Origin of the sequence: Streptomyces sp. NBC_00859, from assembly GCF_045161865.1 — a bacterium.
GTDB lineage: Bacteria > Actinomycetota > Actinomycetes > Streptomycetales > Streptomycetaceae > Streptomyces.
On the sequence record NZ_CP108826.1, the window covers coordinates 4,287,336 to 4,311,598 of the forward strand.

The 24,263-nt window shown below is 69.9% G+C and carries 25 protein-coding genes; 10 read left to right on the forward strand and 15 right to left on the reverse strand.

The genetic code is table 11. The annotated features are described in order from the left end of the window. The first annotated feature begins 82 nt into the window (after positions 1-82). From OG584_RS18430 to OG584_RS18445, 4 genes are all read left to right on the forward strand, one after another. A complete protein-coding gene (locus tag OG584_RS18430) occupies positions 83-433 on the forward strand; it encodes a TetR-like C-terminal domain-containing protein (RefSeq protein WP_405779182.1) in 351 nt (116 codons plus the stop codon). 331 nt (positions 434-764) lie between these two features. Beyond that, the gene (locus tag OG584_RS18435) at positions 765-2,444 is read left to right on the forward strand and encodes a serine/threonine-protein kinase (RefSeq protein ID WP_405779184.1); all 1,680 of its coding nucleotides are present in this window, start codon (positions 765-767) and stop codon (positions 2,442-2,444) included. A 33-nt stretch (positions 2,445-2,477) separates the two neighbouring features. Continuing rightward, the gene (locus OG584_RS18440) at positions 2,478-3,476 is read left to right on the forward strand and encodes an NlpC/P60 family protein (RefSeq protein ID WP_405779186.1); all 999 of its coding nucleotides are present in this window, start codon (positions 2,478-2,480) and stop codon (positions 3,474-3,476) included. Between the two features lie 242 nt (positions 3,477-3,718). Continuing rightward, complete coding sequence (locus OG584_RS18445) at positions 3,719-4,423, forward strand: phosphatase PAP2 family protein (RefSeq protein ID WP_405779188.1); 705 nt, start codon at positions 3,719-3,721, stop codon at positions 4,421-4,423. Between the two features lie 54 nt (positions 4,424-4,477). Here OG584_RS18445 and OG584_RS18450 read toward each other — a convergent pair whose 3' ends face one another. The 3 genes from OG584_RS18450 to OG584_RS18460 form a co-directional block, all read right to left on the reverse strand. Continuing rightward, the gene (locus OG584_RS18450) at positions 4,478-5,446 is read right to left on the reverse strand and encodes a YihY/virulence factor BrkB family protein (RefSeq protein WP_405784134.1); all 969 of its coding nucleotides are present in this window, start codon (positions 5,444-5,446) and stop codon (positions 4,478-4,480) included. A gap of 543 nt (positions 5,447-5,989) precedes the next feature. Then, a complete protein-coding gene (locus tag OG584_RS18455) occupies positions 5,990-7,588 on the reverse strand; it encodes an FAD-binding oxidoreductase (RefSeq protein WP_405779190.1) in 1,599 nt (532 codons plus the stop codon). Positions 7,589-7,687: 99 nt separating this feature from the next. Continuing rightward, complete coding sequence (locus OG584_RS18460) at positions 7,688-7,852, reverse strand: hypothetical protein (RefSeq protein ID WP_405779192.1); 165 nt, start codon at positions 7,850-7,852, stop codon at positions 7,688-7,690. 100 nt (positions 7,853-7,952) lie between these two features. Between OG584_RS18460 and OG584_RS18465 the strand changes: the two genes are divergently transcribed. Continuing rightward, positions 7,953-8,774 carry a hypothetical protein gene (locus tag OG584_RS18465; protein ID WP_405779194.1) on the forward strand — a complete coding sequence of 274 codons (822 nt, stop codon included), beginning with the start codon at positions 7,953-7,955 and terminating at the stop codon, positions 8,772-8,774. A gap of 140 nt (positions 8,775-8,914) precedes the next feature. Further along, positions 8,915-9,100 carry a hypothetical protein gene (locus OG584_RS18470; protein ID WP_405779196.1) on the forward strand — a complete coding sequence of 62 codons (186 nt, stop codon included), beginning with the start codon at positions 8,915-8,917 and terminating at the stop codon, positions 9,098-9,100. Positions 9,101-9,179: 79 nt separating this feature from the next. Here the strand turns inward: OG584_RS18470 and OG584_RS18475 are convergent, their stop codons facing one another. Next, positions 9,180-9,527 (reverse strand): metal-sensitive transcriptional regulator, encoded by a 348-nt coding sequence (locus OG584_RS18475; protein ID WP_405779198.1) that lies wholly within the window; start codon positions 9,525-9,527, stop codon positions 9,180-9,182. 222 nt (positions 9,528-9,749) lie between these two features. Between OG584_RS18475 and OG584_RS18480 the strand changes: the two genes are divergently transcribed. Together OG584_RS18480 and OG584_RS18485 are read left to right on the forward strand one after the other, a co-directional pair. Then, positions 9,750-10,370 (forward strand): DUF47 domain-containing protein, encoded by a 621-nt coding sequence (locus tag OG584_RS18480; protein WP_164266361.1) that lies wholly within the window; start codon positions 9,750-9,752, stop codon positions 10,368-10,370. Between the two features lie 5 nt (positions 10,371-10,375). After that, complete coding sequence (locus OG584_RS18485) at positions 10,376-11,371, forward strand: anion permease (protein WP_405779200.1); 996 nt, start codon at positions 10,376-10,378, stop codon at positions 11,369-11,371. A gap of 113 nt (positions 11,372-11,484) precedes the next feature. Here OG584_RS18485 and pstB read toward each other — a convergent pair whose 3' ends face one another. From pstB to pstS, 4 genes are all read right to left on the reverse strand, one after another. After that, entirely contained in the window at positions 11,485-12,261 is a 777-nt protein-coding gene (gene pstB, locus OG584_RS18490; RefSeq protein WP_405779201.1) for a phosphate ABC transporter ATP-binding protein PstB, read from the reverse strand. Positions 12,262-12,285: 24 nt separating this feature from the next. Further along, entirely contained in the window at positions 12,286-13,350 is a 1,065-nt protein-coding gene (gene pstA, locus OG584_RS18495; protein WP_405784135.1) for a phosphate ABC transporter permease PstA, read from the reverse strand. Positions 13,351-13,361: 11 nt separating this feature from the next. Then, positions 13,362-14,357 (reverse strand): phosphate ABC transporter permease subunit PstC, encoded by a 996-nt coding sequence (pstC, locus tag OG584_RS18500; protein WP_405779203.1) that lies wholly within the window; start codon positions 14,355-14,357, stop codon positions 13,362-13,364. 156 nt (positions 14,358-14,513) lie between these two features. Next, positions 14,514-15,650 carry a phosphate ABC transporter substrate-binding protein PstS gene (pstS, locus tag OG584_RS18505; RefSeq protein ID WP_405779205.1) on the reverse strand — a complete coding sequence of 379 codons (1,137 nt, stop codon included), beginning with the start codon at positions 15,648-15,650 and terminating at the stop codon, positions 14,514-14,516. Positions 15,651-15,785: 135 nt separating this feature from the next. On the opposite strand from pstS, the gene OG584_RS18510 reads away from it, so the two are divergent. Beyond that, entirely contained in the window at positions 15,786-16,127 is a 342-nt protein-coding gene (locus OG584_RS18510) for a VapC toxin family PIN domain ribonuclease (RefSeq protein ID WP_405779206.1), read from the forward strand. 34 nt (positions 16,128-16,161) lie between these two features. Here the strand turns inward: OG584_RS18510 and OG584_RS18515 are convergent, their stop codons facing one another. Genes OG584_RS18515 through OG584_RS18525 form a run of 3 tightly spaced genes read right to left on the reverse strand, consistent with a single transcriptional unit; the run spans position 16,162 to position 19,819 of the window. After that, complete coding sequence (locus OG584_RS18515) at positions 16,162-16,608, reverse strand: NUDIX hydrolase (RefSeq protein ID WP_405779208.1); 447 nt, start codon at positions 16,606-16,608, stop codon at positions 16,162-16,164. Beyond that, positions 16,605-17,594, reverse strand: a complete 990-nt coding sequence (locus OG584_RS18520; protein WP_405779209.1) for a CHAD domain-containing protein — start codon at positions 17,592-17,594, stop codon at positions 16,605-16,607. Before OG584_RS18520 ends, OG584_RS18515 begins: the two co-directional genes overlap by 4 nt. Next, positions 17,594-19,819 carry an RNA degradosome polyphosphate kinase gene (locus OG584_RS18525; protein WP_405779211.1) on the reverse strand — a complete coding sequence of 742 codons (2,226 nt, stop codon included), beginning with the start codon at positions 19,817-19,819 and terminating at the stop codon, positions 17,594-17,596. Before OG584_RS18525 ends, OG584_RS18520 begins: the two co-directional genes overlap by 1 nt. A 408-nt stretch (positions 19,820-20,227) precedes the next feature. On the opposite strand from OG584_RS18525, the gene OG584_RS18530 reads away from it, so the two are divergent. Continuing rightward, the gene (locus tag OG584_RS18530) at positions 20,228-20,791 is read left to right on the forward strand and encodes a dihydrofolate reductase family protein (protein WP_405779213.1); all 564 of its coding nucleotides are present in this window, start codon (positions 20,228-20,230) and stop codon (positions 20,789-20,791) included. Positions 20,792-20,855: 64 nt separating this feature from the next. On the opposite strand, the gene OG584_RS18535 is transcribed toward OG584_RS18530, so the two are convergent. From OG584_RS18535 to mshD, 4 genes are all read right to left on the reverse strand, one after another. Further along, complete coding sequence (locus OG584_RS18535; RefSeq protein ID WP_405779214.1) at positions 20,856-21,797, reverse strand: hypothetical protein; 942 nt, start codon at positions 21,795-21,797, stop codon at positions 20,856-20,858. Next, positions 21,794-22,687, reverse strand: coding sequence for an ABC transporter ATP-binding protein (locus tag OG584_RS18540; RefSeq protein ID WP_405779216.1), 894 nt, complete (start codon positions 22,685-22,687; stop codon positions 21,794-21,796). The genes OG584_RS18535 and OG584_RS18540 overlap by 4 nt, the downstream gene beginning before the upstream one ends. Next, on the reverse strand, positions 22,684-23,091 hold the full coding sequence (locus OG584_RS18545) for a GntR family transcriptional regulator (RefSeq protein ID WP_405779218.1): 408 nt from the start codon (positions 23,089-23,091) through the stop codon (positions 22,684-22,686). Before OG584_RS18545 ends, OG584_RS18540 begins: the two co-directional genes overlap by 4 nt. Positions 23,092-23,221: 130 nt before the next feature. Continuing rightward, positions 23,222-24,169 (reverse strand): mycothiol synthase, encoded by a 948-nt coding sequence (gene mshD / locus OG584_RS18550; protein ID WP_405779219.1) that lies wholly within the window; start codon positions 24,167-24,169, stop codon positions 23,222-23,224. Between the last annotated feature and the right edge of the window lie 94 nt (positions 24,170-24,263).

Here is a 24,263-nt window from a genome sequence, read left to right on the forward strand (position 1 = left end):
GCGGTCAGCGGCCCGTCGGCAGATTCGCGCCGCCCGTGCAATCCAGTACTACGCCGGTGACGAACCCGCTGAGGGCGAACATGTGGATGGCGCGGGCAACGTCCTACACGCGTTCATCGCCGCCGTGTTCGCGGGCAGCCGGCACCCGGAGACCGCTCCGGTCCTGCTCGCTCTGGTCCGCGAGGCCGGCACGGACCCCGAACTCGCTCAGTTGGTGAAGACGTTCACCGAAGAGCGTCGTGTCCTTCTCCGCAAGGTCCTCACTCGTGGCCTGGAGCGGGGGGAACTGCGAGCCGACCCGGACCTCGACTTGATGGTGGATCAGGTCTACGGGGTTTTCTGGTATCGCTTCCTGCTCGGACACGCACCGTTGAACGACGAGGCCGCCGACCGGCTCGCGGATTCTCTCGTGGGCAGCACCCGGCGGCCTTGAATCCGGCGGGCGACCTCGCGTCCACGGGCGCCGGGGAGGTCTTACAGCTGGGGGATCCGGACGTTCGGCGCCAGTACTCCGCCGATCGGGCCGCCCGGCGCAGGACGCGGCCGGGCCGACGTCCCCCGGCCGTCGGGCTCGGCGAAGTGATCGGACTTTCGGGCCCGAACGCCGAGGACGGATGCGTTCCGCTTCTTCCGGGTGGTGATGACGACGTTCTCCGAGCCGATGGTCTCGCGGAGGAAGACGGGATCGCCGGATCCGGAAGCGCTCCCCTGGAACTGTGGGTTACCTCTTGAACGTACTGAGCCACACTGAAACAGTTGGGCCAGTGGAAGCCCTCCGGTCCCAGGACCCCGCATACATCGGTGCGCACGCACTTCTTGCCCGGCTCGGGGCGGGCGGGATGGGGCAGGTCTATCTGGGGCGTTCACCCGGGGGGCGGCTGGTTGCGATCAAGGTCGTCCGCGACGAGATCGTCGACCATCCGGAGGCGCTGAGCCGTTTCCGGCGGGAGGTCGGGACCGCGCGGGAAGTTCGGAGCGCGTACGTCGCGAACCTGGTCGACGCCTCGCTCGACAGGCCGCCGTACTGGCTGGCCACCGAGTACGCGGATGGCCCGACGCTGGCCCATGCGGTACGGGAGCGGCAGGCCTTTCCGGCTGCGATCTGCAGGGGTGTCTTCGCGGCGCTCGCCGAGGGGCTGGCCACGGTGCACGCGTTCAACGTGACGCACCGGGACCTCAAGCCGCAGAACATCATCCTGTCCGGGCGGGGACCACTGCTGATCGACTTCGGGATCGCGCGTGGGGCGGGGGATACGGCGCTGACCGCGACCGGACTGGCCCCCGGCACGCCTGGCTTCACTGCGCCCGAGGTGCTGATGAGCAATCAGGTGGGCCCCGAGGCCGACATTTTCGCCCTGGGCGCGACGATGGCGTACACGGCAACCGGCCGGGCGCCGTTCGGCGGCGGTCAGCCGGCGGCGATCGGTTACCGGACCGTCCACGAGCAGATCGATCTGGCGGGTGTCGAGCCGGGGCTGGCCGGGCTGATCGGGGGGTGCGTGGCGAAGGATCCGGCGGCCCGCCCTTCGCTCGTGGAGATCCTTGCGCGGTGCGCGGTCCGGACTCCGCTGGTGGAAGGCCCGTTCTACCGGGCTCTGGCGGAGCTGGGTACGACGGTCCCGCCGTTGCTCACTCCTCCGGTGGAGCCGTTTCCCGGGCCTTACGGGCTGCCTACCGTGACCTCGCCCGCCCGCCTTGCCTTAGCTTCCGGATACACCCCGACGGAGCTGGTGGCGCCGGCGCCCACGCGGCGTGGAAGGCCGTGGCTCGTGGCTGGTGCGGTGGGGCTGGCGCTGGCCGTGGGGTCTGTGGTCGCCGTCCAACTGGTGCCGGACAAGGGGGATACCGCTTCCCATCCCCCCTCTCCGAAGGTCTCGAACAAGAGCAGACCCGCAACCCCGCCGGTGGCCGAGACCCCGGGCGGGACGCCCCAGTACATCGACATGAACAAGATCTCCCGCGACTTCTGGGGGCACACCACCCCGGGTGGGAAGTGCAATCTCCCGGCTGAAGAGCGAGTGATGGACGGGTTCATGACGAGCGTGGGGGAAGGCACCGGAGACCCGGCCAAGCGGATACTGAGGGGCAAGGTGCGGATCGGCTGGCGCAATGAGTACCCCACGGCTCACACGCCTTACTACGTGTCGGTCAGTGTCAAGCCGCCCCACGAGATCGACTCCGATACAGGCAAGCCCATCGCCGGCCTGACACAGCAGAATCTCTCCCCCGGGTACGCGAGCAAGCCTGTGGACATCAACACCGGCAACGCATCGGACTGGCACTATCTGACCTATCCCGATGACTTCACCAGCCATTTCGAGAACCACACAAGCCCCGCCATTGCCATCACGAACGACCCGGGTGACTGGACGGTGCTCTTCCAGCACGTCGAAACTCCCCATGAGTACGCCAGCGTCATGTGTTCAGGGTTCCAGGCGAAGTAAATTGAGCTTGCCCAGATTCTGGAGGGTTGAGGCGTGCGCAAAGCGTGGATCGTAGGAGGGGTCGGTGTCGGGTCCTGTGCGTGCTTCGTGGGGTTGCTGGTTGTCGGCACGTACTCGGCGGCTGCTGGGCTCGGAGGGGCCACCCAGGGGTCAGTAGGGCTGGCCAAGGGAGCCGTGCCTGCCGCCTACCAGTCCCTGGTGCAGAAGTGGGGCGACCTCTGCCCGGCTCTCAACCCGGCGATGCTGGCTGCGCAGTTGTACCAGGAGAGCGGCTGGAATCCGAAGATCTCCAGCAACGCCCATGCCCAGGGCATCGCCCAGTTCATCCCAGGCACCTGGGCGACCCACGGGGTCGACGGGAACGGCGACGGCAAGAAGGATGTGTGGGACCCGGCCGACGCGATTCCGTCAGCAGCCTCCTACGACTGCGAGCTGGCCAAATACGTCAAGAATGTCCCGGGCGACCAGAGCGACAACATGCTTGCCGCGTACAACGCGGGTTCGTACGCGGTCATCCAGCACGGTGGTGTTCCCCCCTACCGGGAAACCCAGAACTACGTGAAGGTCATCCGCACCCTGGAGAAGAGTTTCGCCAGGCCGGTCAACGGGGTGGCGCCCTCGCAGCAGGCCGCCGCGGCCATCTACTACGCGCAGCAGAAGCTCGGCACGCCGTATCTCTGGGGCGGGACCGGCACGGCGGGGCAGGGCGGGCGTTTCGACTGTTCGGGGCTCACTCAGGCCGCGTACCACAGCGTCGGGATCACGCTGCCGCGCGTGGCCAACGACCAGTACAACGCCGGGGCGCACCCGTCGCGCGACGAGCTGCTGCCGGGGGACCTGGTGTTCTTCTCGAACGACCTCTCCAACTCCCGTGCCATCCACCACGTGGGGCTGTACGTGGGCGGCGGTTACATGATCGACGCGCCGTACACGGGGTCGGTGATCCGGTTCGACAAGATCGACTCGCCGGACTACTTCGGGGCCACGCGCGTCACCAAGGATGGCGCGAAAGCGCTCCCCCATAACGCCTAGAAAGCCTGAGACGGTCCGTCGCCTGGCTTGAACCCACTGTGACTCCGGCTCCTCTGAGCTGCGACGATGAGTCACTCTTCGATAACGTCCTGGTGATCTTTCGGTAGAGAGCGGAACGACGTGGGTGCGCCGGGCGTTCCCTTGTCCGGGAGACCGACAAGAGTGCGCACTGACCGCGGGGGTTGGTACGGCGGCTTGCAGGGACGCAAGCCGCACAGTGGAGCGAAGGCAAGGGGCAGCGAATGGCTGGGCTCGCAAGTGATGGGTCGAACCCTGATGTCCGGCTGCTCTACGACATCAACGGCATCGCGAAGTCGGCCCCCGGCTGGGCGGACCGGGCCATGGAGTTCATCGGCGAGTACGGGATTCTGCTCGCGGTGGTGCTGCTGGTGCTGGGGTGCTGGTGGAGTGTGCGCAAGCGGCCGGACACCGAGTCGGCCGTGACGGCCTTCGCCGGGATCGTCTGGGCGCCGCTGGCCGCCGGCATCGCGGTCCTGGTGAACGTCCCGATCCGGGGATTCGTCGGGCGGGCACGGCCGTTCGTCGAACACCAGGGGATCGATGTCCTCGTCAAGGGCAAGACCGACTTCTCCTTCGTGAGCGATCACGCGACGCTGACGATGGCGATCGCGGCCGGACTCTTCGTCGCGCACCGGAAGTTCGGGCTCGCCGCGATCGGGCTCGCGCTGGCCGAGGGGTTCTGCCGGGTCTTCATGGGTGTGCACTATCCGACCGATGTGGTGGGCGGGTTCGCGCTGGGCACGGCAGTGGCGCTGCTGCTCTCGCCGCTCGCGATGGCGCTGCTGACGCCTGTGGTGCGGGCTGTCGCGCGTTCCGAGCGCGGGCGGGTGCTGGTGCGTTCGCGGCGGGTACGGATGGTGGCGGCCGCCGCGATGGATATTCCTGAGGCGCGGTCGGAGTCCGGGCGGAACGATCTGGCTGCGTGACGGAGCGTCGGGCTGCGGGCTGCGGGCGTCGGGCTCTGCCCAGGACCCCGGCCATCAATCGCCGGACGGGCTCGATTTTGCTGCGCCCGGATGGGGCAGGCTCGGATGGGTCAGGTCCGGATGGGTCGGGTCCGGGTCGCTGGGGGATTCGCGTGCGCCCCGGGTCAGTTCCGCGTTGAACTGGGCTCCGGCGAGCAGGGCCAGGTTGGACACCCAGAGCCAGACCAGGAACACGACGACGCCCGCCAGCGATCCGTACAGCTTGCTGTAGGTACCGAATCCCGCTGCGTAGACCGTGAAGCCCGCCGACGCCATCAGCCAGAGCAGCGCCGCGAGTACGCCGCCGGGCAGCCCGCGGTGGGCGGCCCGCGCCACGGGCGGGCCGGAACGGAAGAGCAGCAGCACGAGCAGGGCCACGCAGCAGAGCAGCGCCGGCCACTTGAGCAGGTTCCAGACATCGGCCCCCGCGTTGCCGAGGCCCAGTGCGTGCCCCAGTGAGGTGGCCAGGGAGCCGCTGAGGACCAGGACGAGCGCGCTCACCGCCAGCAGTCCGAGCAGGGCCACGGCCGTCAGCAGGATGCGGTGTGCCTTGCGCAGGGCGGGACGTTCGTCCTTGATCGCGTACATGGAGTGCAGGGCGCGCCGGAAGACCGCGAGGTAGCTGGAGGCGGACCACAGGGCGCTGAAGGCGCCGCCGATCAGGACGGTCAGGGCGGCGGAGCGCTGCCCCGCCACGTGGTTGAGCGCCTGGTGCAGCGCGGCACCGGACTCGGCGGGGGCCCAGGCGCTGACGTCGGCGATGAGCTCGTCGGTCGTCGCGGGGGCGACCAGGCCGATGACCGAAATGGTGACCAGGAGAGCGGGTACCAGCGCGAGGATCGAGTAGTAGGTGAGGGCGGCGGCCCAGTCGGACACGTCGTCGTTCCACATGGAGAGCGGCGTGCGGCGCAGTGCCGCGCCTCCTCGCGACCAGACGTCCGGTTCCGCCGGGGAGTACGGTGCGCGGCGGCCGGGGCGGGGCATCAACGGCAGCGCGGGGCTCTCGCCGGGCTCCGGCACGGTCCGTCGCTCCCTGCCCATGCGTACCTCTCTGTCGTCCGGTGTGGGGCCGGTACTGGTGGTGGTCCTGAGGCCCGAGTTGGCACCGGTGGCCGTCCTGGCACTCCTGCGGGTGGCGGGGTACGTCTGTCTGGTGCGTGGTGCGTGGTGCGTGGTGCGTGGTGCGTGGTGCGTGGTGCGTGGTGCGTGGTGCGTGGTGCGTGGTGCGTGGTGCGTGGTGCGTGGTGCGGGCCCGTGCCCACCCCGTGACTTCGCGCGGGGTGCGTACTGCTTGCTGGCTCCTGCCCCCGGCCTGCGCGTTTACCCCGATCCGGACTGTTCCGTACCGTCGCCCGCTCTGGCCGGGGGCGACGGCAGCTCAAGGGCGGTCGGCCGACGCGCCGGGTGCGGTGTGCCGGAACGCCCAGCCGTCTCGGCTGCGGCGGTCCGGGGCGCGGACCTGAGGCGCGCGCCTGAGGCGTTCGTCCGGGGTGGACGTTCGCCGCCGCCGCCGTGCGCTGGGGCCGGTCAGAGTGCCTGGGGGAAGTCGAACAGCCGCTGCGGGTCGTACTGCTTCTTCAGCGCGGCCAGCTTCGGTGCCCCCGCCCCGTAGTACGCCGTCCGCCAGTCCGTCAGCTTCGGGTCGATGTAGTTCTGGTAGGCGCCGCCCGACGCGTACGGGCCCATCGCCCGGTGGGTGTCCTTGAGCCAGGCCTGCTGGGCCGTGCCCGCGGTACCGGGCTGCCAGGACGCGATGTACTGGGCCAGTACCCGTGAGCGCCGGTGCACGAAAGCGGTGGCCGAAGGCGAGACCCGGTTGATGGCACCGCCCAGCGCGGTGAGCGCGACCGAGCCGCTGCCCTTGGCGGCGCTCAGGGCAGTGAAGGCCTGCGTCCTGGACAGCAGCGAGCTGATGCCGGCCGCGGAGAGCGTCCGGTCGTAGAAGTCCGATGCCGCGGCGTACGTTTCGCGCTGGAGCGTTCCGATACTCCTGCGGCCGGGGGTCGGGCCGGGCAGATGGCACTGGTCCTCGCTGACGCTCGCGCAGCCCGCGTAGACGAGCATCGCGTCCTCGTAGCCGCGCCTGCGCAGCGAGACGGAATGCGCCGGGGCGCCCACCTTGTCGGCGAGCCGGTCGACCGCGTTCTGGAGGTCTCCGTACGTGCCCAGCGAGAACGCCGCGACGGACACGCTCGGGGTGCCTCCGCCCGACGCGGCTTCCAGGTGGGCCGACGACCAGATCTCGTCGGCCTGTTCGGGGCCCCACTTCTGCCAGGCGTCGATGACCGCGTGCGCCTTCGACCAGGGCCAGGACATATAGGCCGAAACGGTCTGCGGTGCGGCATGTGTACGGAAGGTCATGCCGGTGACGACGCCGAAGTTGCCGTTGCCCGCGCCGCGCAGCGCCCAGAACAGGTCCTTGTTCTCCTTCGCGCCGGCCGTCAGGCGCTTGCCGTCGGCCGTGATCAGGGTGACGGAGGTGAGGCTGTCACAGGTCAGGCCGTACGCACGGGACGCGACTCCGTGACCGCCTCCGAGGGTCAGCCCGGAGATCCCGACCGTGGGGCAGGAGCCGCCGGGGATGGCGCGGGAGCTCCTGCCGAGGGTTTCGTAGACGTCGACCAGTTTGGCGCCCGCGCCGATGGTGCCGTCGGCGGATACGTGCGAGAGCTTCGACACGTCGATGACGAGCCGGCCGTTGCCCGACGACCACCCGGCGTAGGAGTGGCCGCCGTTGCGTATGGAGACGGGTATGTGGTGGGCGCGCGCGTAGGCGAGGCACTCGCGGATGTCGTCGTCGCCCGCGATGTACGCGACAGCTGCGGGCTTCAGGCCGTCGTACCGGGTGTTGTAGAGCTGACGGGCCGTCGCGTAGTCGGCGTCGCCGGGGCGGACGAGTTTGCCGTCGAGGCCGTGGGCCAGGGCGGTCCAGTCGGCCGCGGCCCTGGTGCCGGTGCCGGACCGGCCGGTGGTCGCGGTCCCGCCGGCGGGACCGGTCGGGGAACCGGTGGCGGAGCCCGGCGGCTTCTGGTCGGTACTGTCGGAATTGTCCGAACTGCCGTTGCTGCGGCAGGCGGCGGCGGTGGCCAGAACGGGTACGGCGGTGAGCAGGGTGCGGCGTTGCATGTGTGGACCTCCACGCGTGAGACGAGCCACCGGGGCGTGGGGGTTCCCTGACGGGCCGCCGCGTTTTACCGCCCGCCCGTTCCCGCGCGCCGGGTCCGGTCAGCCCGCGGCCGTGTGCTCCGCCGCGTCCGCACGGGCGCGTTCGCGTGAGCGGCGGGCCGGTCCCTTCCAGCCGCAGACACAGCCGGCGGTGCAGAAGGAGCCGCGCTCGGAGGTCGTGGTGGCGTGGTGCCTGGCGTTCCGGTGGGGGTCGTCGTCGCGCACCCGTCCACGGTACTGGGGCGTGACGGCCCTCGACGGGAGTCGTTATGCGAAGCGGGCGGGCACGGACGATGACTGGCCAGGCGTTGGGGGTTGGCAGGCGATGGTGCGGCAGTACAGAGGCAGGGCCGGGGCGCTGGCCGGTGCCGCGTTCGCTCTGGCGGGGGTGGTGGGGGCCGGCGGCTGTACGGCACGGGCCGGGGCGTCGGCCGATGACCGGAACGGCGGCCCCGACACGGTGCGGCAGGCCGCGCATGTCCTGGCGGGCGCGGGGAGTTCGAAGGCCAGTACGTCCATGACGATGGCGACGGGCGGGACGCGGGTGACCATCCGGGGTACCGGCGGCTTCGACTTCGTACGGCGGAGCGGCCGGCTCCGGGTCGTCCTGCCCCCGGACGCCGCCGGGGCCGAGGAGCATCCGCCGATCACCGAACTCCTGACGCCCACCGCGCTGTACATGAAGAACCGGGGCGCCAACGTGCCCAAGGGGCAGTGGGTCCGGGTCGAGCCCGCGAAGCTCCCGGACGGCAATCTGGTGACCAACGGCGCGACCGATCCGCTGGTCGCGGCCGAGCTGCTGAGCGGGGCGCGCGGGGTGGTGTACGCCGGGGCGGACGAGCTGGCCGGCACCCGGGTGCGGCATTACAAGGGCACTGCCGACCTCTCGGTGGCCGCCCGGAACGCGGCGCCGCAGGCGAGGTCCGTGCTGGCCGCGGCGGCGAAGGGGTTCGCCGGACCCGATGTGCCCTTCGACGCCTACTTCGATGGTCAGGGGCGGCTGCGCAAGGTGAGCGAGACGTTCAGCTTCGCCAACAAGGGGCACACCGTCCAGGTGGCGTCGACGATCCTGCTGTACGACTTCGGGTCGCCGGTGACGGTGTCGCTGCCGCCCGGCCATGAGATCTACGCCGGGACCGTCGAGTAGCGGGGGCGGCCGGGCGGAGCGGCGAGCGGCGAAGCGACCAGGCGCAGTAACCAGCAGGAACCAGTGGGAAATGGTCCGTCCGTGCCATGCGCGGGGCGTATGCGCTTCCCTACGCTGGGAAGGCAGCTCAGAAAGGGGTGATGGCCGTGGTCGGAGTACTGACCGTTCAGGACCGCGTCGCCCTCGTCGAGATCGAACTGTGCGGAGAGCTGATGATCGCGGCCGCCGCCTCGTTGGATGAGCGGCTCAGCCAGGGCCGTATCGACGAGGTGCTCCTGGTGCGGCCGCTGGCGCCGCACCCCGCGTGTCCGGACCGCGAACGCTGAGCGCTCCTGCCGGGTGCGCAGTGCGCAGTCCGGCCGGACACCGGCGACGCTTTTCAGCCATCGGCCGGCCGCGGTGCTCTCAGGTGCGCAGCAGCCGGGCGATGGCCTTGGTGGCTTCCTCGACCTTCGCGTCGATCTCCGCGCCGCCGCGGACCGCGGCGTCCGCCACGCAGTGCCGCAGGTGCTCCTCCAGGAGCTGGAGCGCGAAGGACTGGAGGGCCTTGGTCGAGGCCGAGACCTGGGTGAGTATGTCGATGCAGTAGACGTCCTCGTCGACGAGGCGCTGGAGTCCCCGGATCTGGCCCTCGATCCGGCGCAGCCGCTTGAGGTGTTCGTCCTTCTGCTTGTGGTAGCCGTGCACGACGGGCTCGGCGCCCGGCTCCTGGCCTGTGCGGTCGGGCGCGCCCGCCGCCTCGGTGGTTGTCATCGCGTCCTCCCGTTGTGGAACCGTTGTGAATGGTGGTGACCGGCTGTCCAGAAAGGTCTTGATACCCCTCGTGGGTATATAGTACCGATCCTTCCGAAAATCGGGGCGGGCCCCGTGCTGATCACTGTGCCCCATGGGCGACACTGAAGAATGCCGGTTAGCCGTGGCCGGATGATGCGCCTAGCATCAGCCTGACCGAATCCAGAGCCCCGAGGACCCCACGTGCGCTTTCGTCTGACCCCCAGGGAGACGAGCTTCTACGACATGTTCGCCGCATCCGCGGACAACATCGTCACGGGCTCGAAGCTCCTCATGGAACTGCTCGGCGCGGACGCATCCGGCCGGGTCGAGATCGCGGAGCGGATGCGGGCAGCGGAGCACGCGGGGGACGACGCGACTCACGCGATCTTCCACCAGCTCAACTCCTCCTTCATCACGCCGTTCGACCGCGAGGACATCTACAACCTCGCATCGTGTCTCGACGACATCATGGACTTCATGGAGGAGGCCGTCGACCTTGTCGTGCTGTACCAGGTCGAGGAGCTGCCCAAGGGCGTCGAGCAGCAGATCGAGGTCCTGGCCAGGGCGGCCGTACTGACCGCTGAGGCCATGCCGAGTCTGCGGACCATGAACAACCTCACCGAGTACTGGATCGAGGTCAACCGTCTGGAGAACCAGGCCGACCAGATCCACCGCAAGCTGCTCGCCCATCTCTTCAATGGCAAGTACGACGCCATGGAGGTCCTGAAGCTCAAGCAGATCGTGGATGTGCTGGAAGAGGCGGCCGACGCGTTCGAGCACGTCGCCAACACGGTGGAGACCATCGCGGTCAAGGAGTCCTGAACCTCGTGGACACCTTCACTCTGATCGTGACCATTGCTGTCGCGCTCGGATTCACCTACACGAATGGCTTCCACGACTCCGCCAATGCCATCGCGACATCGGTGTCCACCCGGGCGCTGACGCCGCGTGCGGCTCTGGCCATGGCCGCTGTGATGAACCTCGCGGGCGCCTTCCTGGGCAGCGGGGTCGCCAAGACCGTCAGTGAAGGCCTGATCGCCACACCGGTGGGGCAGAAGGGGATGGGTATCCTCTTCGCCGCGCTCGTCGGCGCGATCGTCTGGAACCTGATCACCTGGTACTTCGGTCTGCCGTCGTCGTCCTCGCATGCCCTGTTCGGCGGACTGGTCGGCGCGGCGCTGGCAGGCGGAACGATGGTGCACTGGAGCGGGGTGGTCGAGAAGATCGTCATCCCGATGTTCCTGTCGCCCGTCGTCGGCCTGGTCGTCGGCTATCTGGTGATGGTCGCGATCCTGTGGTTGTTCCGTAAGTCCAACCCGCACAAGGCGAAGCGGGGATTCCGTATCGCCCAGACGGTCTCCGCCGCGGGCATGGCGCTCGGCCACGGTCTCCAGGACGCGCAGAAGACCATGGGTGTGGTCATGATGGCCCTGGTCATCTCGGGTCACGAGACCTTCAACGACGCGATCCCCGTCTGGGTCAAGCTCGTCTGTGCGCTGATGCTCTCGCTGGGTACGTACGCGGGCGGCTGGCGCATCATGCGGACCCTCGGCCGGAAGATCATCGAGCTGGACCCGCCGCAGGGTTTCGCTGCGGAGACCACCGGCGCGGCGATCATGTTCGGCTCGTCGTACCTCTTCCAGGCGCCCATCTCGACCACCCACGTCATCACCTCGGCGATCATGGGTGTGGGCGCCACCAAGCGCCCGCGCGCGGTGCGCTGGGGCGTGGCCAAGAACATCGTGCTCGGCTGGTTCATCACCATGCCGGCGGCCGCTGTCGTCGCGGCCCTCAGCTACTGGATCATCGTGCTGATCTTCTGACCTCGTGTGCGGCCGACGGCCGTACGGAAGTGGGCCCGCCCCCTGAATCCAAGGGGGCGGGCCCTTTTCTGCCTTGCGGTGGCACCGCCATGCAGCACCGCAAGCCGTGTCGTCTATCCGAAGCGCCCCGAGATGTAGTCCTCGGTCGCCTGGACGGACGGGTTCGAGAAGATCCGTTCCGTCTCGTCGATCTCGATGAGCCGGCCCGGCTTGCCGACCGCCGAGAGGTTGAAGAAGGCCGTGCGGTCCGAGACGCGCGCCGCCTGCTGCATGTTGTGCGTCACGATGACGATCGTGAAGCGCTCCTTGAGCTTGCCGACCAGGTCCTCGATGGCGAGGGTGGATATCGGGTCGAGTGCGGAGCACGGCTCGTCCATCAGCAGGACCTGCGGTTCGACCGCGATGGCTCGGGCGATGCAGAGCCGCTGCTGCTGGCCGCCGGAGAGCCCGGATCCCGGCTTGTTCAGACGGTCCTTGACCTCGTTCCAGAGGTTGGCGCCCCGGAGCGACTTCTCGACGATGTCGGTCAGCTCGCTCTTCTTGTACGAGCCGTTCAGGCGCAGGCCCGCCGCGACGTTGTCGAAGATCGACATCGTCGGGAAGGGATTCGGGCGCTGGAAGACCATCCCGACCGTGCGGCGTACGGCCACCGGGTCGACGTGGGTCCCGTACAGGTTCTCGTCGTCCAGCATCACCTTGCCCTCGACGCGGCCGCCGGGGGTGACCTCGTGCATCCGGTTCAGGGTGCGCAGGAAGGTCGACTTGCCGCAGCCGGACGGGCCGATGAAGGCGGTCACCGAGCGGGGTTCCACGGTCATCGAGATGTCCTCGATGGCCTTGTGGGAGCTGTAGTAGGCGGTCAGGCCGCTGATGTCGATTCGCTTGGCCATGGAAATCAGCTTCTTCTCTCGGCCTCAGCGGCCGGTCTTCGGGGCCTTCCAGCGGGCGATGCCGCGGGCGACGAGGTTCAGGATCATGACGAAGGCGATCAGCACCAGTGCCGCTGCCCAGGCCCGGTCGATCGCGGGCGGCTCGCCGAGCTTGTACTGCTCGAAGATGTAGTACGGCAGGGAGGACTGGCCGTCCTTGAAGGGGTTCGTGTTGATCATCTGGCTGCCGAACACCAGCAGCATGATCGGCGCGGTCTCGCCCGCGATGCGCGCAATGGCCAGCATCACACCCGTGGTGATACCGCCGATCGCGGTCGGCAGGACGACCTTGAGGATCATGCGCCACTTCGGTACGCCGAGGGCCAGCGCGGCCTCGCGCAGCTCGTTCGGGACGAGCTTGAGCATCTCCTCGGTGGACCGGACCACGACGGGCATCATCAGGATCGTCAGCGCGAGCGCGCCCATCAGGCCCGACGGCTCGATGCCGGTCATCAGCATGATCGACAGGATGAAGAGGCCGGCGACGATGGACGGGATGCCGGTCATGACGTCGACGAAGAAGGTCACGGCCCTGGCCAGCGAGCCCTTGCCGTACTCGACCAGGTAGACGGCGGTCAGCAGGCCGACCGGGACGGCGATCACGGTGGCGATACCGACCTGCTCCAGGGTGCCGATCAGCGCGTGGTAGACGCCGCCGCCCTGATCGGACGAGAGGACGCCGACCATCGAGTGGGTGAGGAAGTTGACGCTGAGGTCCTTCACGCCGTGGCCGACGGTGGTCCAGAGCAGCGAGAAGAGCGGGATGACGGCCAGGATGAAGCAGACCCAGATGATGCTGGTGGCGAGGCGGTCCTTGGCCTGGCGCTTGTTCTCGACCGCCGCGGTGGTGACGTAGGAGAGCGCGAGGAAGGCGGCGACGGCGATCAGGCCCCACTGGACCCTGCTGCTGAGGCCGGCGGCGAGTCCCGTGCCCACGCCGATCACGACCGCGGCGGCGGCGAAGCCGGCCGGCGCCCAGCGGGGGAGGCTGCGCCCGCTGAGGCTCCCGGCTCCGACCACGCGCGGGGTCTGCTCCTGCCCGGTCTCCATGACGGTGTCGCTCATGCGTTGGCCCCCGAGTACTCCTTGCGGCGGGCGATGATGAGCCGGGCCGCGCCGTTCACGAGCAGGGTGAGGACGAAGAGGACCAGGCCGGACGCGATCAGGGCGTCACGCCCGAGCGGGTTGGCCTCGTCGAACTTCGCCGCGATGTTCTGGGCGAACGTGCCGCCGCCCGGGTTGAGCAGATGCAGCGACATCACGTAGCTGGGCGAGAGGACCGTGGCGACGGCCATCGTCTCGCCGAGCGCGCGGCCCAGGCCCAGCATCGAGGCCGAGATGATGCCGGAGCGCCCGAAGGGCAGCACGGACAGCCGGACGACCTCCCAGCGGGTGGCGCCCAGGGCGAGCGCCGCTTCCTCGTTCATCCGCGGGACCTGGAGGAAGACTTCCCGGCTGACGCTGGTGACGATCGGCAGGATCATGATCGCCAGCAGGATGCCGACGGTCAGCATGTTCCGGGCGACGCCGGGCTGCGTCTGGTCGAAGAGGTACGTCCAGCCGAAGTACTGGTCGAGCCAGACGTTCAGTCCGCCGAGGTGGGGCACCAGGATCAGGGCGCCCCAGATGCCGTAGATGATGCTCGGCACCGCGGCCAGCAGGTCCACCACGTAGGAGAGCGGAGTGGCGAGCCTGCGCGGCGCGTAGTGCGAGATGAAGAGTGCGATGCCGACGGCGACCGGGACGGCGATGACCATCGCGATCACCGAACTGATGACGGTGCCGACGAGCAGGACCGCGATACCGAAGACCGGCGGTGTCTGCGAGGGCAGCCAGTCGAACGTCGTGAAGAAGTTGCCGTGGTCCTTCGAGATGGCGATGGAGGCGCGGTAGGTGAGGAACCCCGCGATCGCTGCCATCACCACGAGGAGCAGGACGCCCGAGCCTCTGGTGAGGCCCATGAAGACCCGGTCGCCCAGACGGCCGGTGGAGGGGCCGGACGGGCTGTGGAGGGGGGGTTCCGGTGGAGGGGTGTCTATTCGTGTGGTGGTAGCCATGGTCTTTCCGGTCTGTGTGGGGGAGCGGTGGCTCCCCTGGCGGCGGTGCACCGGATGGGGGTGGTGGGCCGGCCCGGAGAAGTGCGCCGGGCCGGTCACCGTCACTGCTGTGGAGCGGGTGGAGCGGGTGGCGTCCGTGGAGCGTGCGGCGCCGGGTTACGAGATCGCGGCGAGGGCCGTGCGGACCTTGGCGTTGATCTCGGCCGGGATCGGTGCGTAACCAGCGGTCGAGAGCTGCTTCTGGCCGTCGTCGCTCGCGGTGTAGTTCAGGAAGGACTTGACGGTGCCGAGCGTGTCGGCCTTGTTGCCCTTGTCGCAGACGATCTCGTACGTCACCAGGACGATCGGGTAGGCACCCTCGGACTTGGTGGTGTAGTCGAGCTTGAGCGACAGGTCGGAGCCGGTGCCGACGACCTTGGCGGCGGCGATGGCCTTGGAGGCGTTGTCGGACGTCGCCTCGACGGGCGCGCTCGCTCCCGTGTCGATCTTGACCGTGGAGATCTTCTGCGAGGTGGCGTACGAGAGCTCGAAGTAACCGATCGAGCCGTCGACCTGCTTCACCTGCTGCGAGACACCGGCCGAGCCCGCTGCCGCCTGGCCGCCGGGGGCGGGCCACGACTTGCCGACCGGGTACTTCCAGTCGTCGGGGGCCGACGCGGTCAGGTACTTGCTCAGGTTCTCCGTGGTGCCGGAGTCCTCGGAGCGGTGGAAGGGCTGGATCGCCTTGGACGGCAGCTTCGCGTCCGGGTTGAGCTTCTTGATCGCCGGGTCGTCCCAGGTCTTGATCTTCGTGGAGAAGATCTTCGCCAGGGTGGGGCCGTCGAGCACCAGGTTGTCGACGCCCTCCAGGTGGTAACCGATCGCGATCGGACCGCCGACCATCGGGAGGTCGATGCCCCGGCCGCCGCTGCAGACCTTCTTGGAGTCCGCGACCTCGGCCGGCTTCAGGGGCGAGTCCGAACCGGCGTAGCCGACGGTGCCCTGGTTGAAGGCGACGATGCCTTCACCGGACGAGGACGACTTGTAGTTGATCTCGACGCCGGAGCAGGCGGCCATGTAGCCCTTGGCCCACAGGTCCATCGCGTTCTTCTGCGCACTGGAACCGGAGGCGCGCAGCTGGCCCTTCGCGCTGCCGCACTTGACGTCGGATGCGGCGTTCGTCTTGGTGCCGGTGCCTCCGGTCGAGCCGCTGTTGTTGTCCGAACCGCACGCCGTGAGGACCAGGGCGCCGGATACGGCGAGGGCGCCGAGCGCGGCGGCGCGAAGCCGGGTCTTGCGCTGCTGAAGCTTCACTTCGGGTGTTCCTTCCAGAAGCCGCCGGGTTTCGGTTCGTTGTACGGCGGCGTGCGAAGAGGTGACCGGTGCGGCGGGCCGCCGTGCACCGTGTAAGGCCGAAATTAGGCAGATCAGGTGAAGCGGCCGACGGGGGTGAGTGAACGGAGAGTGAACCTCGGCGTACGACCGGGTGCGGGGCTGTACGCGTGGTCGCGGGGTGACCCGCTGTGCGAAGCAGCCTGGAAGGCACTCGCACATATCCGGGACCGCACTGCCGTACGCCGGTATGCCGTCCCGGAGATCGAGGCCCATCTGAGTACCGCGCTCCAGGTCATGCACCGCTATCCGCAGATCGGCCTCACCGACGCCATGAACGTCACGCTTGCCGCCGTGTACACCACGGACGAGGTCGCCACGCTGGACCGCGAACACATGCGGGCGGTACGGCCGCTCACCGGGCACACCGCGTTCCGTCTGCTTCCCGACGGCCTCTGACCTGCGGGCAGCGGCGGTCACACGGGCTGGTCCGTCACGCGGACTGGTCCCCTCTCAGGCCGAGCACGTCCAGCGAAGCCGTGACCAGTTCCCGATCGCGCTGCTGGGTCAGCTGATCCCGAGCGGCGGCCGGGGAGAGCCAGCGCACCCGGTCCACCTCGCTGTTCGCCGCGAATTCGCCGCCCGTCGCCTCGGCGGTCCAGTAACTGACTTCCTTGGGACGCCCGTTCGCCTCGTACCGCACGGTGGGGAGCCGGGCGCCGGGGGCGCAGTGGTGGCCGGTTTCCTCGCGGACCTCGCGCAGGGCGGCGGCCAGCGTGTCCTCGCCGCGCTTCAGCTTGCCTTTCGGGTGTGACCAGTCGTCGTATTTCGGCCGGTGCACGAGGCAGATCTCCAGGCCGCCGGACGGCGCGCGCCGCCACAGCACACATCCCGCCGCCCGTACGGTGCTGTCTGCGCCGTCCGCTCCGTCGCCGGTCATGGGGCGGCGCTCACCGCCGTCCGCTGCCAGGTCTGCTGGAAGGCGTAGCGGGCGGCTTCGACCTCGTGGCGCTGGTCCGCGTGGAGCACGCCCAGCGCGTACGCGGTGGCCGGGGCGATCCGGGGCGTACGGGCCGCCGAGGCGGCCGCACCCGCGGCTTCGGCGGCCTCGCGGTGCTGGTCGAGCGCCCGGCCCGCGCCGAAGAGCACCGGGTCGGGATCGGGCCGGCCGCCGGGCCCGGCGTGCAGGGCCTCCTGCGCGTAGCGGTGCAGCCGCAGCAGCAGCCTGACCTGGTGCCAGGGGGCGTCCTGGGCGTCGCTCAGCCCCTCCGCGTTGTACGGGTGCGCGGCCCGGTGCAGCGGCAGAGCGGCCACCGCGTCCGCGAGTCTGCGGCCCGCCGTCCCGGCCGCGGGCGGCAGCGTCTCGGCGGCGTACGTGGTGGCGGCCGGCGCGAAGGGTACTTCGGACGCCAGCAGGGCGACGGCGTCCGCGACCGCGTGGAAGCGTGAGGAGCCCAGCGCCTGGAGCGCCGCCGAGTGGGCGCGCGTCCTGGCCAGGGTCAGCTGCCGCTCCAGGAGCGCGCCGGCGCGTGCGGCGCCCACGGCGGGAGCGGGGCGCGGGGCCGCCCCGTCGCGCGGGGCGGGCAGCGAGGCCGTATCGTCCGAGAGCCTGCTGAGTGCTTCGAGCAGCCGGGCCAGTCGCGCGGCGTACGTGTGCTCACGGGCCAGCGTGCCGGAAAGCCAGGCCAGTTCGGAGCGCAGCTGGTCGGCCCAGGCCGCGTCGAGGTGGCCGCGGAAGGTGTGCAGCGTGGCGCCGATGCGGCGGGCCGACCGGCGCAGGGCGCGGGCCGCCACCTCGTCCCCTTCCGCGTACGTACGCAGGCTGCGCAGGAACTCCGCCGCCTGGTCGTGCAGGTAGCGGGAGAGCAGCTCGCCCGCGGTCGCCGTCGGGTCAGGGCGTGGCACGGCGGCGCCTCCGGGGAGCATCAAGGGGTCGCACGGCGGCGCCTCCTGGCGTCTATCAGCATTTCCTGCACGTGGCGCAGCGGCTGGCCCTCGGCGTCGGTCGCGTGGCGCGTCCAGTTGCCGTCGGCCCCCAGGTGCCAGGAGGACGTGGTGTCGGACATGCCGGTCTCCAGGAGCCGGCTGAGCGCGGCGCGGTGGGCCGGGTCGGTGACGCGGACCAGCGCTTCGATCCTGCGGTCGAGGTTGCGGTGCATCATGTCGGCGCTCCCGAGCCAGACTTCGGGCTCGCCGCCGTTGCCGAAGGCGAAGACCCGGGAGTGTTCCAGGAAGCGGCCCAGAATCGAGCGGACCCGGATGGTCTCGGAGAGGCCGGTGACGCCGGGGCGTATCGCGCAGATGCCGCGCACCCAGACGTCGACGGGCACCCCGGCCTGCGCCGCCCGGTAGCAGGCGTCGATGACCGCTTCGTCGACCATCGAGTTCACCTTGATGCGGACGTAGGCGGGCCGGCCCGCGCGCTGGTGCGCGATCTCCTTGTCGATCCGGACGATCAGGCCGTCGCGCAGCGACTTGGGGGCGACGAGCAGCCGCCGGTAGGTCTCGCGCCGTGAGTAGCCGGAGAGCCGGTTGAACAGGTCGGAGAGGTCCGCGCCGACCTGCGGGTCGGCGGTCAGCAGCCCGAGGTCCTCGTAGAGCCTGGCGGTCTTCGGGTGGTAGTTGCCGGTGCCGACGTGGGAGTAGCGGCGCAGCGTGTCGCCCTCCTGCCGTACGACGAGGGAGAGCTTGCAGTGCGTCTTCAGCCCCACCAGGCCGTAGACGACATGGCAGCCGGCCTCCTCCAGTTTCCTGGCCCATTTGATGTTGGCCTGCTCGTCGAAGCGGGCCTTGATCTCGACCAGGACGAGGACCTGTTTGCCGGATTCGGCGGCGTCGATGAGGGCGTCCACTATCGGTGAGTCCCCGGACGTCCGGTACAGCGTCTGCTTGATGGCGAGCACGTCCGGGTCGCTCGCCGCCTGCTCCAGGAAGGCCTGGACGGAGGTGGAGAAGGAGTCGTACGGGTGGTGCAGCAGCACGTCCCGTTCGCGCAGCGCGGCGAAGATGTCGGGCGCCGACGCGGACTCGACCTCGGCGAGGTCACGGTGGGTGCCTGCGATGAACGGCGGGTACTTCAGCTCGGGGCGTTCCAGCGCCGAGACGCCGAAGAGACCGGTGAGGTCGAGTGGGCCGGGCAGCGGGTAGACCTCGGCGTCGGAGACCTTCAGCTCGCGGACCAGCAGGTCGAGGATGTAGGGGTCGATGGACTCCTCGACCTCCAGACGGACGGGCGGCCCGAAGCGGCGCCGCATCAGTTCCTTCTCCAGGGCCTTGAGGAGGTTCTCGGCGTCGTCCTCCTCGACCTCCAGGTCCTCGTTCCTGGTGACCCGGAACATGTGGTGCGCCAGCACCTCCATCCCCGGGAAGAGCTCCTCCAGGTGCGCCGCGATGATGTCCTCGACGGGCACGTACCGCTGGGGGGATGCCTCCAGGAAGCGGGTGAGCAGCGGCGGCACCTTGACCCGGGCGAAGTGGCGGTGGCCGCTGACGGGGTTGCGGACGACCACGGCGAGGTTGAGCGAGAGCCCCGAGATGTACGGGAAGGGGTGCGCGGGGTCGACGGCCAGCGGGGTCAGTACGGGGAAGATCCGCTGCCGGAAGAAGGTGAAGAGCCGGGCCTTCTCCTTGTCGGTCAGGTCGTCCCAGCGGATCAGGTGGATGTTCTCGTCGGCCAGCGCGGGCGAGACGTCCTGCTGGTAGCAGGCGGCGTGCCGGGCCATGAGCTCGCGGGATCTGGTCCAGATCTGTTCCAGCACCTCGCGGGGCTGGTAGCCGGACGCGGAGCGGGTGGCGACCCCGGTCGCTATGCGGCGTTTGAGCCCGGCCACCCGGACCATGAAGAACTCGTCGAGGTTGCTCGCGAAGATGGCGAGGAAATTAGCCCGTTCGAGGAGGGGGGTCGCCGGATCCTCGGCCAGTTCGAGGACCCGCTCGTTGAAGGCGAGCCAGCTCTGCTCCCGGTCGAGGAAGCGGCCCGACGGCAGCTCGGTGCCCGCGCTGTCCTCCTCGTACGCGTCGACGTCGGCGTCGATGCCCGGATCCAGGTCGGGAACGGCTGCAGCGACGGTGTGCGGACGGTGGGCCGCGATGGAACCGACTGAGGGCTGAAGGTGCTTGACCGGGACCTCTGCACTGGGCTGCTGGCTCATATGCCCATTGTTCCGCGCGGGAGGGCCGGGGGGCGCGGTGGCGGGTTGCATTCCGTGAGGGTCGCAAGCGCGTCTGAATGACGGGTAACGAGGACATGACGTCCGGGAAGCGGGCCATGACGTCCGGGAAGCGGGCCATGACGTCCGGGAAGCGCGCCATGACATCCGTGGAGCACGTTGTGCCGTCCGGGAAGCGGGCCATCACGTCCGGGAGCGCGTTGTGCCGTCCGGAAAGGTGTGTGGTGTGCGGGAAGCGCTCCGTGCCGTCGGGGAGGGCGCGTCTGCCGCTCCGGGGAGCCCCGCGCCCGCCGCCGATGATTCTTCCCGTGCGGCCAGGTCATGACGTGGAAGGCCGTGGCAGGCGTACCGCGCGCGTTCGCGGGAGGATCGGTTTCACAGGAGGTCGGTATGCGCACACTCGCGATCACCCAGAACGTCACCGTCGACGGCTCGGTCGAGATGCTCACGGACTGGTTCGACCCGCAGGGCCAGGGCGGCGCCGGCATGAGCGACGTCCTGGAGGAGAGCCACCGGCAGGACCGCCGGGCCGACGCCCTGCTGGTCGGCCGGCGGACCTTCGAAGACTTCCGCGGTTACTGGCCGAAGCAGACCGACGACACCACGGGCATCACCGCATACCTGAATCAGGTGCAGAAATACGTCGTGTCCGCCTCGCTCACGGAGCCGCAGTGGGAGAACTCCACGGTGCTGCGGAGTGACCCGGTCGGGGAGGTGGCCGCGCTCAAGGCGCGGGAGGGCGGCAAGGACATCGTGCTCACCGGCAGCATCACCCTGGCCCGCACGCTGATCGCCGCCGGGCTGGTCGACGAGTACCGCTTCTTCGTCCACCCCGTCGTCCAGGGCCGCGGGCGCCGTCTCTTCCCCGACGGGTACGAGATCCCGAGGCTGCGGCTCCTGGAGTCGAAGGGCTTCCGCAGCGGGATCACCCTGCAGCGGTACGCCCCGGCCTGACCCGGTGCCGGGGCGCTCAGGGGTCCTTGCGCTATGGGCGACCCGGGCATAGTGCGAGGATTCCTCAGACCGACATCCGCCTCACGAGGCGGAAGACGACGACGGTCACGACGGCGGCCAGGGCCAGCAGGATGCCGGTCTCGACGAGCTGCAGCGGCCAGAAGTCGGACACCGGGTGGGAGGAGCGGTAGTACCCCACCAGGTGGTGGGCGGCCTGGCACTTCCTGTCGTCCACGCAGATCGGGTCGGCCACGTGGGCGCCGCTGGTCGTGACGGCGCCCTCGCCGACGAACAGGCCGTCCGCCGCCGGGTACCCCTCGGCGAGGCTGGTGTAGATGGTGCGGACGGGCCAGATGCGGGTGCTCAGGGACTCGACCACACTGGCCACGACAGCAGTGGCGACCACACCCACCACCATGGCGGCCACCGTACGGCGGAGCAGCAGGCCGGTCAGGGCGCCGAGCGGGACCGCGAGGAGCGCGGTGGCGACGCCGATGGGGCCGATCGTGTCGTAGACACCACTGGAGTACCAGTGCAGCTCGGGGTTCTCATGGGGGCGGACTGTCCAGACCCAGCGGTAGACACCGCTCAGGACGACCGAGCCGGCGACGGCCAGTGCGGTCGGCACCGCGAGCTTCACCGCGAACCAGCGGACCGGGGAGACGGACTGGGTCCACAGCAGCTGGTGGCTGCCGGACTCCAGTTCCCGGCCGACGACCGGCCCTGCCACGAAGGCGGCGATGAGGTAGGGCAGCAGCTGGATGACCGCTGCGGCGTGCTCCACCAGCCGGGCGTCCGTCCAGTAGTGTCCCGCGATTCCCCCGCCCCAGATCCGGATCGCGATCAGCAGGACCACGGCCAGTGCGAGGAGCCCCGCGGCGCCCTGAAGGGTGTTGCGGTGCATGCGCGCGGCGACCCAGTACGGGCCGCTGAGCCGCCGGGTGCCGGGGAGGGTGCCGGGGCGTGCCGCCGGTGTGCCGAATGTGCTGTGGTTCAAGGTGCTCATGACAGGGACTCCGTACGGTGTGCGGCACTCGGTGTCAGCAGGGCGGGCGCGTCGGGGGACCGCAGATGGGCGAGGAGCAGCTCCTCCAGGGAGGGCTCCGCGCTCTGCCAGTCGCCCGTGACGGGCCCTTCCCGGCGCACCAGTGCGGTCATCTGGCGTCCTGTGGTGCGCGATTCGATCACGGTGTGCGGGTCGAGGCCGGCCACCGGGCCGGTCACCAGTGCGTGGACGGACAGCAGGTCGTCGGTCTCGCCGCCCAGCCGGACCCGGCCGCCGTCGACGAGCAGCAAGTAGTCGCAGGAGCCCTCCAGTTCGGACAGGACGTGCGAGGACATCACGATGGTCGTGCCGTGCTGGGCGGCCTCGGACATCAGGGTGCCCATCAGCTCGTGCCGGGCGAGCGGGTCGAGATCGGCCATCGGCTCGTCGAGCAGCATCAGTTCGGGCCGCTTGCCGAGGGCGAGCGCGAGGGCGACGCGGGTGCGCTGGCCGCCGGAGAGCGACCGGACGACGGCGTCCCCCGCCAGCTTCCCCTCGGCGACGATCCGATCGGCGGTCGCCGCGTCCCAGCGGCCCGGGTTCAGCTCGTACCCCATCCGCAGCGTCTCGGCGACGGTCAACTGGCCGATCAGCGGCTTGCTCTGGGCGACGAAGGCGATGCGCTCGCGGGCGGCGGCCGGGGTCGTCCCGAGCACCTCGATGCTGCCTTCGGTGGGCCGCAGCAGCCCAGCGGCGTGGGCGAGCAGCGTGGACTTGCCGGCGCCGTTGGGCCCCACGAGGGCGCAGATCCGTCCGGCGGGCAGGCGGAACGTGCAGCCCCGCAGCGCCCGGCCGCGCCGCTTCCCGTATGTCTTGCCGAGCCCGGAGGCTTCGATGGCGGTGTCGGTCATGGGCGGGTGTCCCCCTTGGAGCGGTCGTCCTTGAAACAGTCGTCGAGTACGGAGGAGCAGAGCGCTGCGGCGTCGTCCTTGTCGAGGCCGGCCGTACGGGCGCGAGCGGCCCACTCGGTCAGCTCGGCGCGCAGAGCCGAGTCCGCGGGCGGGGTCCGCCCGAGGGATTTGCGGATGAAGGTGCCCATGCCGCGGCGGGCCTCGACGAGGCCCTCGCGTTCCAGTTCGCGGTAGGCCTTCAGGACCGTGTTGGGGTTGATGGCGGTGGATTCGACGACCGCGCGTGCGGTGGGCAGCTGGTCGCCGGGCTGCAACAGGCCCAGGCGCAGGGCCTGTTTGGCCTGCTGGACGATCTGGAGGTACGTCGAGACGCCGCTGCGCCGGTCGATGCGGAACTCGATCACCGCCCACCCCCCTTTCACTAATTGAGTAGTGAAAGGGTGCTCCCAGGATGCGGCGATGTCAACTCCGTGATCACGAAAGCCCTCCCCGGACGGGCCGGGGAGGGCGTGGTGGTACTGCTGTTCTGCCTGTTCAGGACTCCGAGCGGTACATCAGGTCGACCTCGTGCGTGGCGAAGCCGAGGCGCTCGTACACCGTGACGGCGGCCGTGTTGTCGGCGTCCACGTACAGCATCGCCGTGGGCAGCCCCTCGGCCGCGAGGTGACGCAGCCCGGTCGCGGTCAGCGCCTTGCCGAGGCCGCCGCCCTGGGCGTCGGGGCGGATACCGACCACGTACACCTCGCCCAGCTGCTCATCGGCGTGGACCTTCGTCCAGTGGAAGCCGACGATCTCCCCGTCGGGCCCGCCGTCCGCTCCGGTGTCCCGTACCGCCAGGAAGAAGCCCTTCGGATCGAACCAGGGCTCCGCCATCCGGTCGTCCAGGTCGCGCCGGCTCATCGACCCCTGCTCGGGGTGGTGGGCGAAGGCGGCGGCGTTCACGGCGAGCCAGGCGGCCTCGTCCTGGCCGGGTACGAAGGTCCGTACGGTGATGCCGGCCGGGTACACCGGCTCGGCGATGGCCAGTGGTACCAACGGGCGCCGCAGCTGACGCAGTTCACGGAACATGGCGAGCCCGAGCACCTGGGCGAGGTGGCGGGCCGCCGCGTGTCCGCCGTGCGCCCAGACGCGCAGCCGCCGCCCGGAGGCGGCCATCAGCGCGGAGCCGAGCGCACGGCCGTGGCCCTGCCCCCGGTGAGAGGGGTGGACGACCAGCTCGGCGGCGGGCGCCTCGACGGGGTCGGTGGCCTCCAGCTGGGCGTATCCGGTGAGCGTGTCCCCGATGCTGACCAGGAAGTGCTGAACCCCCTCGCGCCGCTCGCCGTGCAGCTGGAGCCGTCCCTGCTCGGAGACGGCCTGCTGCCCGTCGGTCCGCGCGGCCTCGGCGAGCAGCGCGCGTACGGCTTGCTCCTGGTCGGCGGTGAGCGTGTCGAGGGTCTGGATCTGCCGGCCGGACGAGGCGGCTGCGGGCGCATTGGTCATGCGGACGAGCGTACGGGGGCGACGCGGCGGGTGGCGGAGTGTGGGCCGGGAGTCGGCGATTGCGCGGCGGCCTGCCGCGCGATGCGCAGGCCCG